Origin of the sequence: Dorea amylophila, from assembly GCF_025567265.1 — a bacterium.
GTDB lineage: Bacteria > Bacillota > Clostridia > Lachnospirales > Lachnospiraceae > Dorea_A > Dorea_A amylophila.
Genome location: NZ_JAOQJW010000001.1, coordinates 20,700 through 34,765 on the forward strand (window position 1 = coordinate 20,700; position 14,066 = coordinate 34,765).

Below are 14,066 nucleotides of genomic sequence, written 5' to 3' on the forward strand. Positions count from 1 at the left end.
GGAGGTTGAGATGTATGTACGAGTATGATGAAGAATGTCTGCAGACGTTTATTTTGAATCAGGGACAGCTGTTTGATGAACCGGTTGCAGAGACTTTGGAAGAGGCAGAGGCTTTTCTGGAGGACTGTATGGCTTCTATCGTAGATAATATCGGAGAAGTCAGGGAATTCCTTGATCAGGAAGGAATGGATGTCAGTGGAATGTCTGACGAAGAGATTGAAGATGCATCAGAAGTATTTGCGCTATCGGATGGTCGTTATCTTATCGTTGAAGGATAAAAGCAAAAAGACGAAAGTACCTGCCGGGTGGCATCGCACAGGCCACTGTCAGATGTAAGAAAAAGCCGCAACTACTTTGTAGTTCCGGCTTTTTTCAATGCAGTTTCAATGGCCTGGACAATCAGCTGGGAAGTGTAAGGAGTGTCAGATGAATACTGGATATTGTCGAGTGACTGTTTTTTGTAGACCTGTTCGGCAATATCTTCGATCGCAGGTTCGATGAACGGATACATGGTTGTGATAGATTCGTTCAGATTGGTGAAACGGATGGAATTGATATGGGATTCATCTACAGTCACCTCAACTTCCAGCGCAGTATTGTTCAGAGTGATATCTGAGGTGTAGATTCCTGGAGTATAGATCTGGTTATCTTTTGAGGCGGAGCGATGTTCTGGGCGGAACATGAATATCAAAAGCAGGATCAGAATAATGGCCAATACTGCGAAAATAACGGTATAGATGATTTCTTTCATGTGAAGTACAACAATTTTTGTTTTGGAACTCATAGTGAGACCTCCTGGTAATTGGTTTCAAAGATTGTTTCATTTTCTATAATGTATGAAAAATGTGGAAGAATTATTCGTTTAATTTTTCCGTGACAAATGGAAAAGGTTCTTGTAGAATGATAAAAGAAATGGAAGGTGAAAAATTATGTTTATTATTGCAGGACTTGGAAATCCTACACTTCAGTATGAAGGAACCAGACACAATGTAGGGTTTGATGTCATAGATATGTTGGCAGACAGATATAATATTTCTGTAGACGGAAGAAAAGGAAGAGCACTGATCGGCAAAGGAATGATCGGGGGACAGAAGGTGCTTCTGGCAAAACCGCAGACGTATATGAATCTGAGCGGGGAAAGCTTAAGAGAACTGGTCAATTATTATAAGATTGATGAAGAACACGAACTTCTTGTGATCTATGATGATATCAGTCTGGATGTAGGGCAGTTGAGAATCCGTAAGAAAGGAAGCGCCGGAGGGCATAATGGAATAAAAAATATTATTGCCAACCTTGGAACCGATGTGTTTCCGAGAATCAAGATCGGTGTTGGGGAGAAGCCAAAGAAATACGACCTGGCGGATTATGTACTGGGACATTTTTCGAAAGAAGACCGTGAATTGATGGAAGAGGGATATGACCGCGCAGACCATGCGGTGGGAATGATCTTAAATGGAGAGATCGAGGCTGCCATGAACCAGTATAACAGGAAAGTAAAGCCTAAGGAGGCATAAAAAGATGCAGGGCTTAATCGGACCGTTAAAAGAACTTGCAGAGTTTGAAGAACTTTGTATAAATAAGAAAAAAGATGCAGGAATGATCCGTGTATGCGGATGTGTGAATTCCCAGAAATCTCATATGATGTATGCAATTGGCGATGGCTGTAAATACAAGGTCATCGCCTGTTCCAGTGAGACAAAAGCAAAACAGATATATGAAGAATACCGATTCCTGGACAACAATACTTATCTGTATCCGGCAAAGGATTTTCTGTTCTATAAAGCAGATATCCGTAGTAAAGAGCTGGTGAAGCAGAGAATGGAAGGAATCCAGGCAGTGCTTTCCGGAACACCTGTGACGATTGTGACAAGTCTGGACGGGTTCATGGATCACCTCGCACCAAAAGAGAGTATTGAAGAAAAAGTACTGAAGATACAAAACGACAGTGTCCTTAAACTGGACGAGATGGCAGAGAGACTTTCTGATGTAGGGTATGACAGGGAAGTACAGGTAGAAGGCCCGGGGCAGTTTGCAGTGCGGGGAGGAATACTGGATATCTATCCACTGACGGAGGAGTTTCCGGTAAGGATTGAATTTTGGGGAGATGAGGTGGATTCTATCCGGACTTTTGACGTGGAGAGTCAGCGGTCCCTTGAGAATATGACAGAAATTACCATCTATCCGGCGGTGGAATTTCCGCAGGGAGAAGAGAAGGGAGTATCGTTCCTGGATTATTTTTCGAAAGAAGATACCATTCTTTTTCTGGATGAACCGGTGCGTCTTGTGGAGCGCGGACAGAATATTGAAGAAGAGTTTTTGGAAGCGCAGAAAAAGCGTCTGGAGAACGGGTATGAACTGGAAGAGGAAGAGGCAAAGATATTTCCGGTTGCAGATATCCTGAAGAAGATCAATACTTACAGCAGTATCGGCTTTTTTGCGTTAGAGATGAAGTGCAGGGGATTGGAAGTAAGAGAATCTTATGAAATCCAGGCTAAGAGTGTGAATCCGTACAATAACAGTTTTGAGATGCTGACACAGGATCTTAAGAGACTGAAAAGAAACGGATACAGGGTAGTCCTGCTGTCAGGATCGAGAACTCGTGCAAAGAGGCTGGCGGAAGATTTAAGAGATTATAATCTAAGCAGTTATTACGGTGAAGAATTGGACCGCGAAGTAAAGCCTGGAGAAATTATGACGGCATATGGATACATTGCGGAAGGGTATGAATATCCAATGCTTAAATTCACTGTGATCGCAGAGTCGGACATTTTCGGAAAAAGAAAAAAGAAGAAAAAGAGAAAGACTTATGAAGGACGCAAGATCCAGAGCTTTTCGGAACTGAAGCCGGGAGATTATGTTGTTCATGAGAATCATGGTATAGGCGTCTATCAGGGAATTGAAAAGATCGTTGTAGACAAGATTTCAAAAGATTATATGAAAATCTCGTATGCACAGGGCGGGAATCTCTATATTCCGGCAACACAGCTGGATCTGATACAGAAATATGCCAGTGCCGATGCAAAAAAACCAAAGCTGAATAAGCTGGGAACCCAGGAGTGGAATCGGACCAAGACCAGGGTGCGCGGTGCCGTAAAAGAGATTGCAAGAGATCTGGTGAAGCTGTATGCGGCAAGACAGGAGCAGGATGGTTATGTCTACGGAGAAGATACAGTATGGCAGAGAGAATTTGAAGAGATGTTTCCGTTTGAAGAGACGGAAGATCAGATGATGGCGATCGAGGCTGTAAAAAAAGATATGGAAAGTCATAAGATCATGGATCGTCTGATCTGTGGGGATGTTGGATTTGGTAAGACGGAGGTTGCAATCCGTGCGGCATTCAAAGCTGTACAGGAGAGTAAGCAGGTAGTCTATCTGGTTCCGACAACGATTCTTGCACAGCAGCATTACCGGACATTCGTACAGCGTATGAAAGAGTTCCCGGTGCGGATTGACCTGATGTGCAGATTCCGTACACCGGCACAGCAGAAAAAGACGATCGAGGATGCGAAAAAGGGACTGGTAGATATCATTATCGGAACACATCGGGTACTGAGTGAAGACTTGAAATTCAAAGATCTAGGGCTTCTGATCATCGATGAAGAACAGCGGTTCGGTGTTCAGCACAAAGAAAAAATCAAGAAATTGAAGGAAAATGTAGATGTATTGACACTTACAGCGACTCCGATCCCGAGAACACTTCATATGAGCCTGATCGGTATTCGCGATATGAGTGTATTGGAGGAAGCACCGAATGACCGTATGCCGATCCAGACATATGTTATGGAATATAATGACGAGATGGTACGTGAAGCAATCGAACGGGAATGCGCAAGACAGGGGCAGGTATACTATGTCTATAACCGTGTGGAAGATATCGATGAGGTAGCAGGACATGTGCAGAAGCTGGTGCCGGATCTGTCGGTTGCCTATGCGCACGGACAGATGCGGGAGCATGAACTGGAGAGGATCATGTACGACTTTATCAACGGAGAGATCGATGTGTTGGTATCCACAACGATCATAGAGACCGGACTGGATATCTCAAATGCAAATACGATGATCATTCATGATGCAGACCGGCTTGGACTTTCACAGCTTTACCAGCTGCGCGGACGTGTCGGACGTTCCAACCGCATGGCATATGCATTCCTTCTCTACCGGAGAGATAAGATGTTAAGAGAAGTGGCAGAAAAGAGGCTGGCTGCTATCCGTGAATTCACGGACCTTGGCTCAGGATTCAAGATTGCGATGCGTGACCTGGAAATCCGTGGAGCGGGAAATCTTTTGGGTGCGGAGCAGCATGGTCATATGGAGGCGGTCGGATATGACCTTTACTGTAAGATGTTGAACGAAGCGGTGAAGCATCTGAAAGGTGAGATGGAAGAAGAGGAGACCTTCACAACTACGATGGATCTGAATGTGGATGCATTTATTCCGGCATCTTATATTCCGAATGAATACCAGAAACTGGATGTCTATAAACGAATCGCTGCAATTGAGAGCCGGGAAGAAATGGAAGATATGGCAGAAGAACTGACAGACCGGTTTGGAGATATTCCGAAGAAGGTGGAGAAACTTCTGGAAGTTGCCGCATTGAAAGCACAGGCACATCAGTTGTATGTAACGGCTGTCGAACAAAAGGGAGAGGTTTACACATTTATCATGTATGAAAAAGCGAAGGTACATCCGGAACGGATTCCGAAGCTGATCGAAGATTTCCGTGGGGAACTGACATTCAAAGCAGATGGAGCCCAGCCGTGTTTTATCTATGAGAAGAAGAGAAGAAATCTGAAAGAGAAGCAGACAGATGCACTGGAAATTACGAAAAATGTGTTAAATGGGTTGAAAGGATTGATAGGCGGAGAAAAAAGCGGTATAATTGACCCATTAAGCAAATAAAGGCAGGTTAGGATAAATGAAAAAAAGAGCATTAATATTAGCGCTGGCAGGGATTATGGCAGCATCACTTACCGGATGTGGATCGCTGAAGGATGATGCGGTGGTCGTAAAAGCAGGAGATGAAGAGATCACGGCAGGTGTTGCAAATTTCTATGCAAGATATGCACAGGCTCAGTACGAAACATACTTTGCGAGTTATTTCGGCGGAGATGATATGTGGACGAAAAATGCGTCAGACGGCAAGACCTATGAAGAATCGATCAAAGAAACTTTGCTGGATGATCTGAAGAATATGGCACTTCTGGAAAAGCATATGAAGGATTATGACGTAAAGCTTACAAAAGCAGATAAAAAGGCAATCGATGATGCGGCTGAAGAATTTGACAAGGCCAACTCCCAGAAGAAAAAAGACAAGGTATCTGGTTCCGAAGAGAATGTAAAACGTGTCATGACATTGATGGTGATCGAGCAGAAGATGCGTTCGGCAATCGTAACGGAAGCAAATGTGAATGTAACAGATGAAGAAGCAGTACAGAAGCATATGCAGTATGTGGAGTTTGATTATACTACATCATCAGATTCGTCCGATTCATCAGATACGACTGTATCCGATGATGAGAAGAAGCAGGTAAAGGAAAAAGCTGCGGTATTTGCAGAGGGAGCAAAGACGGCGGAAGATTTTGCATCCTATGCAACCGAACAGGGAACCGAAGCAAAAGATGCAACGTTTGATTCGGATTCTGTAAGTCCGTCTAAAGAAGTTGTAAAAGCAGCAGACAAATTGGGAGAAGGTGAGCTTACGGGTGTGGTTGAAAGCGATACCGCATGCTATGTGGCAAAAGTTACAAGCCTCAATGATGAAGCAGCCACAGAGACCAAGAAACAGTCCCTGCTCACGGAGAAACAGGATAAATACTATAAAAAAGTATTAAAGAAATGGAAGAAAGAGGAAAAAATCACTGTTCACAAAGGAACATGGAATAAGATTGATTTCACGAAATTGAGCGTAAAAGCCAAAGATACAAGTACAACCGGAACAAGCACAGACAGTGCTTCGGGTAACTAAGACGAATAGAGATAAGAAGAATGGGCAGCATCCAACCGGGTGCCGCCCATTAATAATGGTACTGTCTTAATTCATAAAAGCAGATACGATCTCGTTAACGAGCTTTCCGTCTGCCTTGCCTTTTACTTTAGGCATCAGGTTCTTCATGATCTTTCCTTTATCCTTTGCAGTAGGAGCATCCAGTCCCATTTCTGCAAGAACAGAAGCAACAACTTCTTTGATCTCTGCTTCATCCATCATCTTAGGAGCATACTGTTCCAGAACTGCAAGACGCTTATTGCATTCTTCGATGATCTCTGTACGGTCTGCAGGAGTCATATCGAGTGTCTCTTTTGTCTGCTTGATCTCTTTTAAGATAACCTGTGTCTCTTCTTCCGGTGTCAGATCCGCACGTTTGTCGATTGCTTTATTCTTAAGAGCTGCAAGCAGCATGGATAAAGTTTCCTTTGTGTCTTTGTCTTTTGCTTTCATGGCTTTGACCATATCAGCACGTACTTCATCAATTTTACTCATGATTCATTCCTCCTAATATTTTCTTCCAACTATTATACAAAACTATTGAAAAAATATCCAGTCTAATATCAGAATGAATAATTCCATCTTTTTCTCAGCATACTAACCATATGTTAGAAAATATGGAAAAAACAGAAAAAAACAGGAGGAAGATAAATGCTATGAAAGCAACAGGAATCGTAAGAAGAATCGATGATCTGGGACGTGTAGTCGTTCCAAAAGAAATCAGAAGAACACTGAGGATCAGGGAAGGCGACCCACTGGAGATATTCACGGACAAGGAAGGAGAGATTATTCTGAAGAAATATTCTCCGATCGGAGAATTATCGGCATTCGCCAAACAGTATGCAGAAAGTCTGTCGCAGATGCTGGGATGTCTGGCAGGAATCTGTGATATGGATCAGGTGGTCGCAGCGGCAGGAAACGGGAAGAAAGAGCTGCAGGATGAAGATATAACAAGGGAACTCGGAGAGTTTCTGAAGGAAAGAAAGACGCAGAATGCAAAAGCAGGAGAAAAAAGATATGTGCCGGTGGTGAGCAAAACAGAACCTTACAGTCAGGAGGTGATCAGTCCGATCCTGTGTGCGGGGGATGTGATCGGGGCGGTACTCCTGCTGAACATGGATCAGAAAGACCTGTTTGAAGAAAGAGAAATCTGCCTTGCGGAATATACAGCGAAGGTTCTGGGAAAACAGATGGAACAATAGAACAATTATGGACAGAACAGAAGCATAAATGAGAGTCTCTCTTCATAATCTGTGATAGATGAGGAGGGAGCAGATGAGAAAAAAAGAACAAAATGAAGTATGGATCATGTGGATGGTGAAAGCTCTTCTTGCGGCATATGTAGTGACAGGTATTCTTCTGATAATACTGGCGCTGGCTCTTTATAAATTCGAATTAAATGAAGGCGCGGTGACGGCAGGAGTGACGGCAGTCTATCTGATCTCGACATTTACCGGCGGACTTGTGGTGGGAAAACTTGCAAAAGTCAGGCGGTTCCTGTGGGGAATTGTTCTGGGAATATTGTATTTTGCGTTACTTTTGCTTGTCACAGTCGGAATCTACCGCACATTTCATGGAAGCAGTACAGAGATATTGGTGACATTTGCGTTGTGTGCGGGAGGCGGCATGGCCGGCGGAATGATATCCTAAGAAAAGGATTGCGAAACCTATATTGAAATGTTATAATAACATAAGTTAAGCAATAGTAAGGAGGGACATGAACATGAAACATGTAAAATCATTGAATAAACCTATGAACAGCAACCTGAAAAAAAGTGGATGTGGCGAATGTCAGACATCATGCCAGTCAGCATGTAAGACATCCTGCACAGTAGGAAATCAGACTTGCGAACAGAACAAATAATTTAAAATCATATGGATACTCGGGACAGCGGTCTTTAGGGTCGCTGTTTCTTGCTGTTCATGGAATTATTTGACAACATGAGATTTCAGACAATCAGAGAAATAACAGGAATTTTCCGATATAGAATATGAAAAACAAGAAAGGGGTACCAGATATGATTCATCAGTACCGTAATAATGGATACAATATCGTTATGGATGTGTACAGCGGCTCTGTACATGTGGTAGATGATGTCTGTTATGATGTGATCGCAAAATTGAACGGATCAGAGACAGAACCAACTGCCGGAACATTAAAAGAAACAGATGTAAAAGATCAGCTTCTACAGTCACTGGGAAATAAATACGAAGCGTCAGATATCGAAGATGCATTGTCAGACGTGATCGAGCTGACAGAAGGCGGACAGTTATTTGTAAAAGATACATACGAATGTATGATTGAAGAGGTGAAGAAGAGGAAAACGGTCGTAAAAGCATTGTGCCTGCACATTGCACATGACTGTAACCTTGCCTGTAAATATTGCTTCGCAGAAGAGGGAGAGTACCACGGAAGACGTGCACTTATGAGCTTTGAAGTGGGTAAGAAGGCACTGGATTTCCTGATCGCAAATTCCGGAAACCGCCGCAACCTGGAAGTTGACTTCTTCGGAGGGGAACCTCTGATGAATTGGCAGGTTGTAAAAGATCTGGTGGCTTACGGAAGAGAACAGGAGAAGATCCATAACAAGCATTTCCGTTTTACCGTTACGACCAATGGTGTCCTTTTAAATGATGAGATACAGGAATTTGTAAATAAAGAGATGGACAATGTTGTATTAAGTCTGGATGGAAGAAAGGAAATCAATGACCAGATGCGTCCGTTCCGTAACGGAACGGGAAGCTATGATTTGATCGTTCCGAAATTCCAGAAGCTTGCAGAAAGCAGAAATCAGGAAAAATATTATATCCGTGGAACATTTACAAGAAACAATCTGGACTTTTCCAATGATATTATGCATTTTGCAGATCTTGGATTCAAACAGATGTCGATCGAGCCGGTCGTTGGAGATGAAAGCGATCCGTATGCGATCAGGGAGGAAGATCTTCCTAAGATCATGGAGGAATATGATAAACTTGCGAAGATGATGATCGAACGCGAGAAAGAGGGAAAAGGCTTCAATTTCTTCCATTTTATGATAGATTTAAATGGTGGTCCGTGTGTGGCAAAACGTTTATCCGGATGCGGTTCCGGAACAGAATATCTGGCTGTTACACCATGGGGCGACCTCTATCCATGCCATCAGTTCGTCGGACAGGATGATTTTCTGATGGGTAATGTGGACGATGGAATCGTGAAGCCGGAGATTGCGGACGATTTCAGAAGCTGTAATGTGTATTCGAAAGATAAATGCAGAAACTGTTTTGCAAAATTCTATTGCAGTGGTGGATGTATGGCAAACTCTTACAATTTCCACGGTACGATCCATGATACCTATGAGATCGGCTGTGAGATGCAAAGGAAGCGTGTAGAGTGTGCGATCATGATGAAGGCTGCACTTGCAGAAGAATAAATAATTCGAGAGGATGTGTAGGAGAACGATGAAAAAGTCAAAAAGCATACTGAGTCTGCTTCTGACGGTAATCCTCATCGTCGGTCTTGGTTTTACTGTTATCGCAGGAATTGGAAAATCTAAGACCGGTGCGATGAAGAACATCAAACTTGGTCTGGATCTAGCCGGTGGTGTCAGCATCACTTATCAGGTAAAAGATAAGAATCCGACCAAAGAAGAGATGAGTGATACAATCTATAAGCTGCAAAAGCGAGTAGAGCAGTACAGTACAGAAGCAAGTGTATACCAGGAGGGAGACGATCGAATCAATATCGAGATTCCTGGTGTTACAGATGCCAATAAGATTCTGGATGAACTTGGAAAACCAGGTTCCCTTTCTTTCCAGACGGCAGATGGTGAGACGGTCCTTACAGGAACCGATGTAAAGAGCGCATCTGCAAAGAGTGGTCAGGATGATATGGGGAATAAAGAATACTCCGTAGAACTGAACCTGACAAAATCAGGAACAAAGAAATTTGCTACAGCAACACAGAACAATATCGGAAAACAGATTGCGATCATTTATGACGGTGAGACCATCTCCAGTCCGGTTGTCCAGTCTGCGATCACAGGCGGACAGGCTTATATTACCGGAGACTTTACATACGAAGAAGCTGATAATCTGGCATCAACGATCCGTATCGGTGGACTGAAACTGGAACTGGAAGAATTACGTTCGAATGTAGTCGGAGCACAACTTGGAGAACAGGCACTTAGCACAAGTCTGAAGGCGGGAGTGATCGGTCTGATCCTGGTATTCCTGTTTATGATTCTAGTATACAGGCTTCCGGGACTGGCATCCAGTCTGGCACTGCTGATCTATACAGAGATTGTACTGGTGATCCTGAATGCATTTGATGTAACCTTAACCCTTCCGGGTATTGCAGGTATCATTTTAAGTATTGGTATGGCGGTGGATGCGAACGTTATCATCTTTGCCCGTGTGCGTGAAGAGATGGCGAAAGGAAAAACTGTGAAGTCATCACTCAAGGCAGGATTCCAGAAAGCAATGTCAGCTATCGTTGACGGTAACATAACAACCCTGATTGCAGCAGCGGTTCTGTGGTTCAAAGGTTCCGGAACAGTAAAAGGATTCGCACAGACACTGGCAATCGGTATTGTGGTATCCATGTTTACCGCACTGGTGATCACACGTATGATCGTATATGCATTCTATGGAATCGGAATCCGCAAAGAGAGTCTGTATTATCATCAGATGAAAGAAAGAAAGCCGGTGAATTTCCTCGGAAAGAAGAAGATATTCTTCAGCGTTTCCATTGCACTGATCCTTGCAGGATTTGTGATCATGGGAGTCAATTCGGCAAAGGGAAATGGAGCACTGGCATACAGTCTGGATTTCCAGGGCGGAACTTCTATGAATGTGAAATTTGACAAAGATTATTCTATCGATGAGATCGATGAAGAGATTGTTCCTGTAGTAGAAAAGATTACAGGAGACCACAACATTCAGACACAGAAGGTGTCCGGAACCAAACAGGTCATTATTAAAACAAAGACATTAAGTCTTGCGAAACGTGAGCAGGTCAACAAAGCACTGAAAACTACATTCGGAGTGAAAGAATCCGATATCACAGCTGAAAATATAAGTTCTACGATCAGTGGTGAGATGCGTCGTGATGCAGTAATTGCTGTGATCGTGGCAACAATCTTTATGCTGCTTTACATCTGGTTCCGTTTCAAAGATGTACGTTTTGCTACAAGTGCGGTTGCGGCACTGTTACATGACGTTCTGGTGGTACTTGCATTCTATGCGGCATCCAGAATCTCAGTGGGAACAACATTTATTGCATGTATGCTGACGATTGTCGGTTATTCCATCAATGCAACGATTGTAATCTTTGACAGAATCCGTGAGGAACTTCCACTGATGAAGAGAAACGATGATCTGGCTGAAGTGGTAAATAAGTGTATAACACAGACGTTGACAAGAAGTATTTATACATCGTTGACGACATTTATCATGGTATTTGTTCTGTTTATTATGGGTGTAAGTTCTATTCGTGAATTTGCAGCACCGCTTATGGCAGGTATCATCTGCGGAGGATATTCTTCCGTATGTATCACAGGAGCCCTGTGGTATGTTATGAAAACAAAAGTCTCTAAAAAAGCAACAAACAAAAAGAAAAAATAAATCAGAAAATGATTTGAAAAGCAGTTATGCCTGTTGACAGGGTATAACTGCTTTTTTAAAATTAAAAAGTAATTGTACTTAGACTGAAGAGACAAAGGAGCGACAACAATGGAACGATGGGTTCTGCTGCGGAAAGGCGCAGATTTTGAGGCAATAGGGAAAAAATACCAGATCAGCCCGCGGCTGGCATGTCTGATCCGGAACAGGGATGTGATCGGGGAAGAAGCGGTTGACCGCTATCTGAATGGAACAATCAGTGATCTGTATGATGGAATGCTGATGAAAGATATGGATAAAGCAATCGATATTCTGAAAGAGAAGATCCTGGAAGATAAGAAAATCCGGGTGATCGGAGATTATGATATAGACGGGGTGAATGCAACTTACATTCTGCTGGAAGGACTGGAACGTCTCGGTGCGGATGTGGACAGTGATATACCAGACCGTATCAGTGACGGATATGGACTGAACAGGCATCTGGTCGAAAGAGCTTATGAAGCCGGTGTAGATACGCTCATTACCTGTGATAATGGGATCGCGGCAGCAGATGAAATCGCGTATGGAAAAGAAATGGGGATGACAGTGATCGTAACAGATCACCATGAGGTCCCGTTTGATGAACAGGATGGAGAAAAACGATACAGAATTCCGCCGGCAGATGCGGTTATGGATCCTAAGCAGCCGGATTGTCTCTATCCATTTAAAGGACTCTGCGGTGCTGCGGTTGCATACAAGCTGATGGAGGCATTGTGGGAGAGTATGGGAATGGATTCGGCGGATCTGGATGATCTGATCGAAAATGTTGCGATCGCTACGATCGGAGACGTGATGGATCTGGAAGATGAGAACCGTATTTTTGTCAAAGAAGGTCTTCAGATGCTGAGGCGCACAAAGAATCCGGGATTGAAAGCTTTGATCGAGTGTACAGGGATTGACAAGAACAGCCTGAATTCCTATCATATCGGTTTTGTACTCGGGCCATGTATCAATGCCAGCGGAAGATTGGATACAGCAAAACGTGCGCTGGAATTACTGAGAGCAGGAACGCAGAAGGAGGCAGATATCCTTGCAGGAGACTTGAAAGCGTTGAATGACAGCAGGAAGGATATGACGGAAGAGGCTGTAAAACAGGCAGAAGAGCAGGTGGAGACAACAACCATTTCCAAGGACAAGGTGTTGGTCGTTTATCTTCCGGATTGTCATGAAAGTCTGGCAGGTATCGTCGCTGGAAGGATAAGAGAGAACTATTATAAACCGGTGTTTGTACTGACGGATGCAGAAGAAGGAGTGAAAGGATCCGGCAGGTCGATCGACGGATACCACATGTATGAAGAACTGAATAAATGCAAAGAATTTCTGACGAAGTTTGGCGGACACCGGCTGGCAGCCGGATTGTCACTTCCGAAAGAGAATGTCGGGAAATTTCGCGAGATGTTGAATAAAAACTGTACGCTGACCGAAGAAGAGATGAAAGAAAAAGTAACTATCGATATGGAGATGCCGTTCGGATGTGTGACGGAAGGATTGGTGAAAGAATTGGAACTTCTGGAACCATTTGGAAAAGGAAATACAAAACCGGTATTTGCAGCACGCGATGTCACATTACTTGGTGCAAGAATTCTTGGGAAGAATAGAAATGTACTGAAATTACAGGTGCAGGATGTGAATGGATGCAGGATCGAAGCAATGCTGTTCCATCATGCAGATGATTTTCTGGGCAAACTGGAAGAACAGTATGGAAAGACAGAAGTGGAGGCACTCTTAAAAGGTCGTGGCAGACAGATCCGGATCTCGATGACATATTATCCGGATATTAATGAATATATGGGGAAAAAGACACCACAGATTGTGGTGACGCATTACCGTTAAACCATAGATTGAAAATTAGAAAAAGTAATGCTATACTTAAAGTTGTATTTTAGACAGAAATGGAGAGAGTATCATGAAAGCGATAGAAGAGTATGTAAGAAGCATTCCGGATTTTCCGGAACCGGGAATTATATTCAGAGATGTAACAAGCATTCTTCAGGATGCGGAGGGGTTACATCTGGCAATAGATCTGATGCAGGAAAAATTAAAAGACGTAGAGTTTGATGTGGTTGTAGGACCGGAATCCAGAGGATTTATTTTTGGAGTTCCGATTGCATATAACCTGCATAAGCCATTTATCCCGATCAGAAAAAAAGGAAAGCTCCCTTGCGAGACTGTTTCTGTTGAATATGAACTGGAATATGGTACTGCTACGATCGAGATGCATAAAGATGCGATCAAACCGGGACAAAGAGTGGTTATCATTGACGACCTGATCGCAACAGGCGGAACCAATGAAGCAATGGTAAAACTGATTGAAGGACTTGGCGGAAAAGTGGTAAAGACGGTATTTCTTATGGAACTTGCGGGATTAAAGGGAAGAGAGCGATTAGAAGGATATGATGTGGATGCCGTGATCACATATCCGGGTAAATAATAGAAGCATCAA

The 14,066-nt window shown here is 43.2% G+C and carries 13 protein-coding genes; 11 read left to right on the forward strand and 2 right to left on the reverse strand.

Annotated features, from left to right (window positions below; translation table 11 throughout):
• Positions 1–14: 14 nt before the first annotated feature.
• Complete coding sequence (locus tag OCV72_RS00110; protein ID WP_028086701.1) at positions 15–278, forward strand: hypothetical protein; 264 nt, start codon at positions 15–17, stop codon at positions 276–278.
• 71 nt (positions 279–349) lie between these two features.
• Here the strand turns inward: OCV72_RS00110 and OCV72_RS00115 are convergent, their stop codons facing one another.
• Positions 350–784 (reverse strand): FMN-binding protein, encoded by a 435-nt coding sequence (locus OCV72_RS00115; RefSeq protein WP_055280957.1) that lies wholly within the window; start codon positions 782–784, stop codon positions 350–352.
• Between the two features lie 145 nt (positions 785–929).
• Here OCV72_RS00115 and pth point away from each other — a divergent pair, with 145 nt between their 5' ends.
• From pth to OCV72_RS00130, 3 genes are read left to right on the forward strand one after another with little or no spacing between them, the layout of a single operon-like run.
• A complete protein-coding gene (gene pth, locus OCV72_RS00120; RefSeq protein WP_055280959.1) occupies positions 930–1,514 on the forward strand; it encodes an aminoacyl-tRNA hydrolase in 585 nt (194 codons plus the stop codon).
• A gap of 4 nt (positions 1,515–1,518) precedes the next feature.
• Positions 1,519–4,899 (forward strand): transcription-repair coupling factor, encoded by a 3,381-nt coding sequence (gene mfd / locus OCV72_RS00125; RefSeq protein ID WP_055280961.1) that lies wholly within the window; start codon positions 1,519–1,521, stop codon positions 4,897–4,899.
• Positions 4,900–4,915: 16 nt separating this feature from the next.
• Entirely contained in the window at positions 4,916–5,965 is a 1,050-nt protein-coding gene (locus OCV72_RS00130; RefSeq protein ID WP_055280963.1) for a peptidylprolyl isomerase, read from the forward strand.
• A 66-nt stretch (positions 5,966–6,031) separates the two neighbouring features.
• Here OCV72_RS00130 and OCV72_RS00135 read toward each other — a convergent pair whose 3' ends face one another.
• Positions 6,032–6,478: a GatB/YqeY domain-containing protein gene (locus OCV72_RS00135; protein WP_028086696.1), complete on the reverse strand. Its 447-nt coding sequence runs from the start codon at positions 6,476–6,478 to the stop codon at positions 6,032–6,034.
• Between the two features lie 161 nt (positions 6,479–6,639).
• On the opposite strand from OCV72_RS00135, the gene OCV72_RS00140 reads away from it, so the two are divergent.
• The 7 genes from OCV72_RS00140 to OCV72_RS00170 all read left to right on the forward strand — a co-directional run bounded on the left by OCV72_RS00140 (position 6,640) and on the right by OCV72_RS00170 (position 14,054).
• Positions 6,640–7,185, forward strand: a complete 546-nt coding sequence (locus OCV72_RS00140; RefSeq protein ID WP_055280965.1) for a stage V sporulation T C-terminal domain-containing protein — start codon at positions 6,640–6,642, stop codon at positions 7,183–7,185.
• Positions 7,186–7,258: 73 nt separating this feature from the next.
• Positions 7,259–7,633 (forward strand): TIGR04086 family membrane protein, encoded by a 375-nt coding sequence (locus OCV72_RS00145; protein WP_028086694.1) that lies wholly within the window; start codon positions 7,259–7,261, stop codon positions 7,631–7,633.
• A gap of 73 nt (positions 7,634–7,706) precedes the next feature.
• Entirely contained in the window at positions 7,707–7,847 is a 141-nt protein-coding gene (gene scfA / locus OCV72_RS00150; RefSeq protein WP_044924571.1) for a six-cysteine ranthipeptide SCIFF, read from the forward strand.
• 154 nt (positions 7,848–8,001) lie between these two features.
• A complete protein-coding gene (scfB, locus tag OCV72_RS00155) occupies positions 8,002–9,396 on the forward strand; it encodes a thioether cross-link-forming SCIFF peptide maturase (RefSeq protein ID WP_028086693.1) in 1,395 nt (464 codons plus the stop codon).
• Positions 9,397–9,424: 28 nt separating this feature from the next.
• Positions 9,425–11,587, forward strand: coding sequence for a protein translocase subunit SecD (gene secD, locus OCV72_RS00160; RefSeq protein WP_055280967.1), 2,163 nt, complete (start codon positions 9,425–9,427; stop codon positions 11,585–11,587).
• A 108-nt stretch (positions 11,588–11,695) separates the two neighbouring features.
• The gene (recJ, locus tag OCV72_RS00165) at positions 11,696–13,456 is read left to right on the forward strand and encodes a single-stranded-DNA-specific exonuclease RecJ (RefSeq protein ID WP_055280969.1); all 1,761 of its coding nucleotides are present in this window, start codon (positions 11,696–11,698) and stop codon (positions 13,454–13,456) included.
• A gap of 73 nt (positions 13,457–13,529) precedes the next feature.
• A complete protein-coding gene (locus OCV72_RS00170) occupies positions 13,530–14,054 on the forward strand; it encodes an adenine phosphoribosyltransferase (protein WP_055280971.1) in 525 nt (174 codons plus the stop codon).
• Positions 14,055–14,066 lie beyond the last annotated feature (12 nt).

What these genes read in the sequence shown, in the direction of transcription:
- OCV72_RS00110 (WP_028086701.1), top strand. Translation starts at nt 15, where the DNA reads ATGTACGAGTATGATGAAGAATGTCTGCAGACGTTTATTTTGAATCAG.
- OCV72_RS00115 (WP_055280957.1), bottom strand. Translation starts at nt 784, where the DNA reads ATGAGTTCCAAAACAAAAATTGTTGTACTTCACATGAAAGAAATCATC.
- pth (WP_055280959.1), top strand. Translation starts at nt 930, where the DNA reads ATGTTTATTATTGCAGGACTTGGAAATCCTACACTTCAGTATGAAGGA.
- mfd (WP_055280961.1), top strand. Translation starts at nt 1,519, where the DNA reads ATGCAGGGCTTAATCGGACCGTTAAAAGAACTTGCAGAGTTTGAAGAA.
- OCV72_RS00130 (WP_055280963.1), top strand. Translation starts at nt 4,916, where the DNA reads ATGAAAAAAAGAGCATTAATATTAGCGCTGGCAGGGATTATGGCAGCA.
- OCV72_RS00135 (WP_028086696.1), bottom strand. Translation starts at nt 6,478, where the DNA reads ATGAGTAAAATTGATGAAGTACGTGCTGATATGGTCAAAGCCATGAAA.
- OCV72_RS00140 (WP_055280965.1), top strand. Translation starts at nt 6,640, where the DNA reads ATGAAAGCAACAGGAATCGTAAGAAGAATCGATGATCTGGGACGTGTA.
- OCV72_RS00145 (WP_028086694.1), top strand. Translation starts at nt 7,259, where the DNA reads ATGAGAAAAAAAGAACAAAATGAAGTATGGATCATGTGGATGGTGAAA.
- scfA (WP_044924571.1), top strand. Translation starts at nt 7,707, where the DNA reads ATGAAACATGTAAAATCATTGAATAAACCTATGAACAGCAACCTGAAA.
- scfB (WP_028086693.1), top strand. Translation starts at nt 8,002, where the DNA reads ATGATTCATCAGTACCGTAATAATGGATACAATATCGTTATGGATGTG.
- secD (WP_055280967.1), top strand. Translation starts at nt 9,425, where the DNA reads ATGAAAAAGTCAAAAAGCATACTGAGTCTGCTTCTGACGGTAATCCTC.
- recJ (WP_055280969.1), top strand. Translation starts at nt 11,696, where the DNA reads ATGGAACGATGGGTTCTGCTGCGGAAAGGCGCAGATTTTGAGGCAATA.
- OCV72_RS00170 (WP_055280971.1), top strand. Translation starts at nt 13,530, where the DNA reads ATGAAAGCGATAGAAGAGTATGTAAGAAGCATTCCGGATTTTCCGGAA.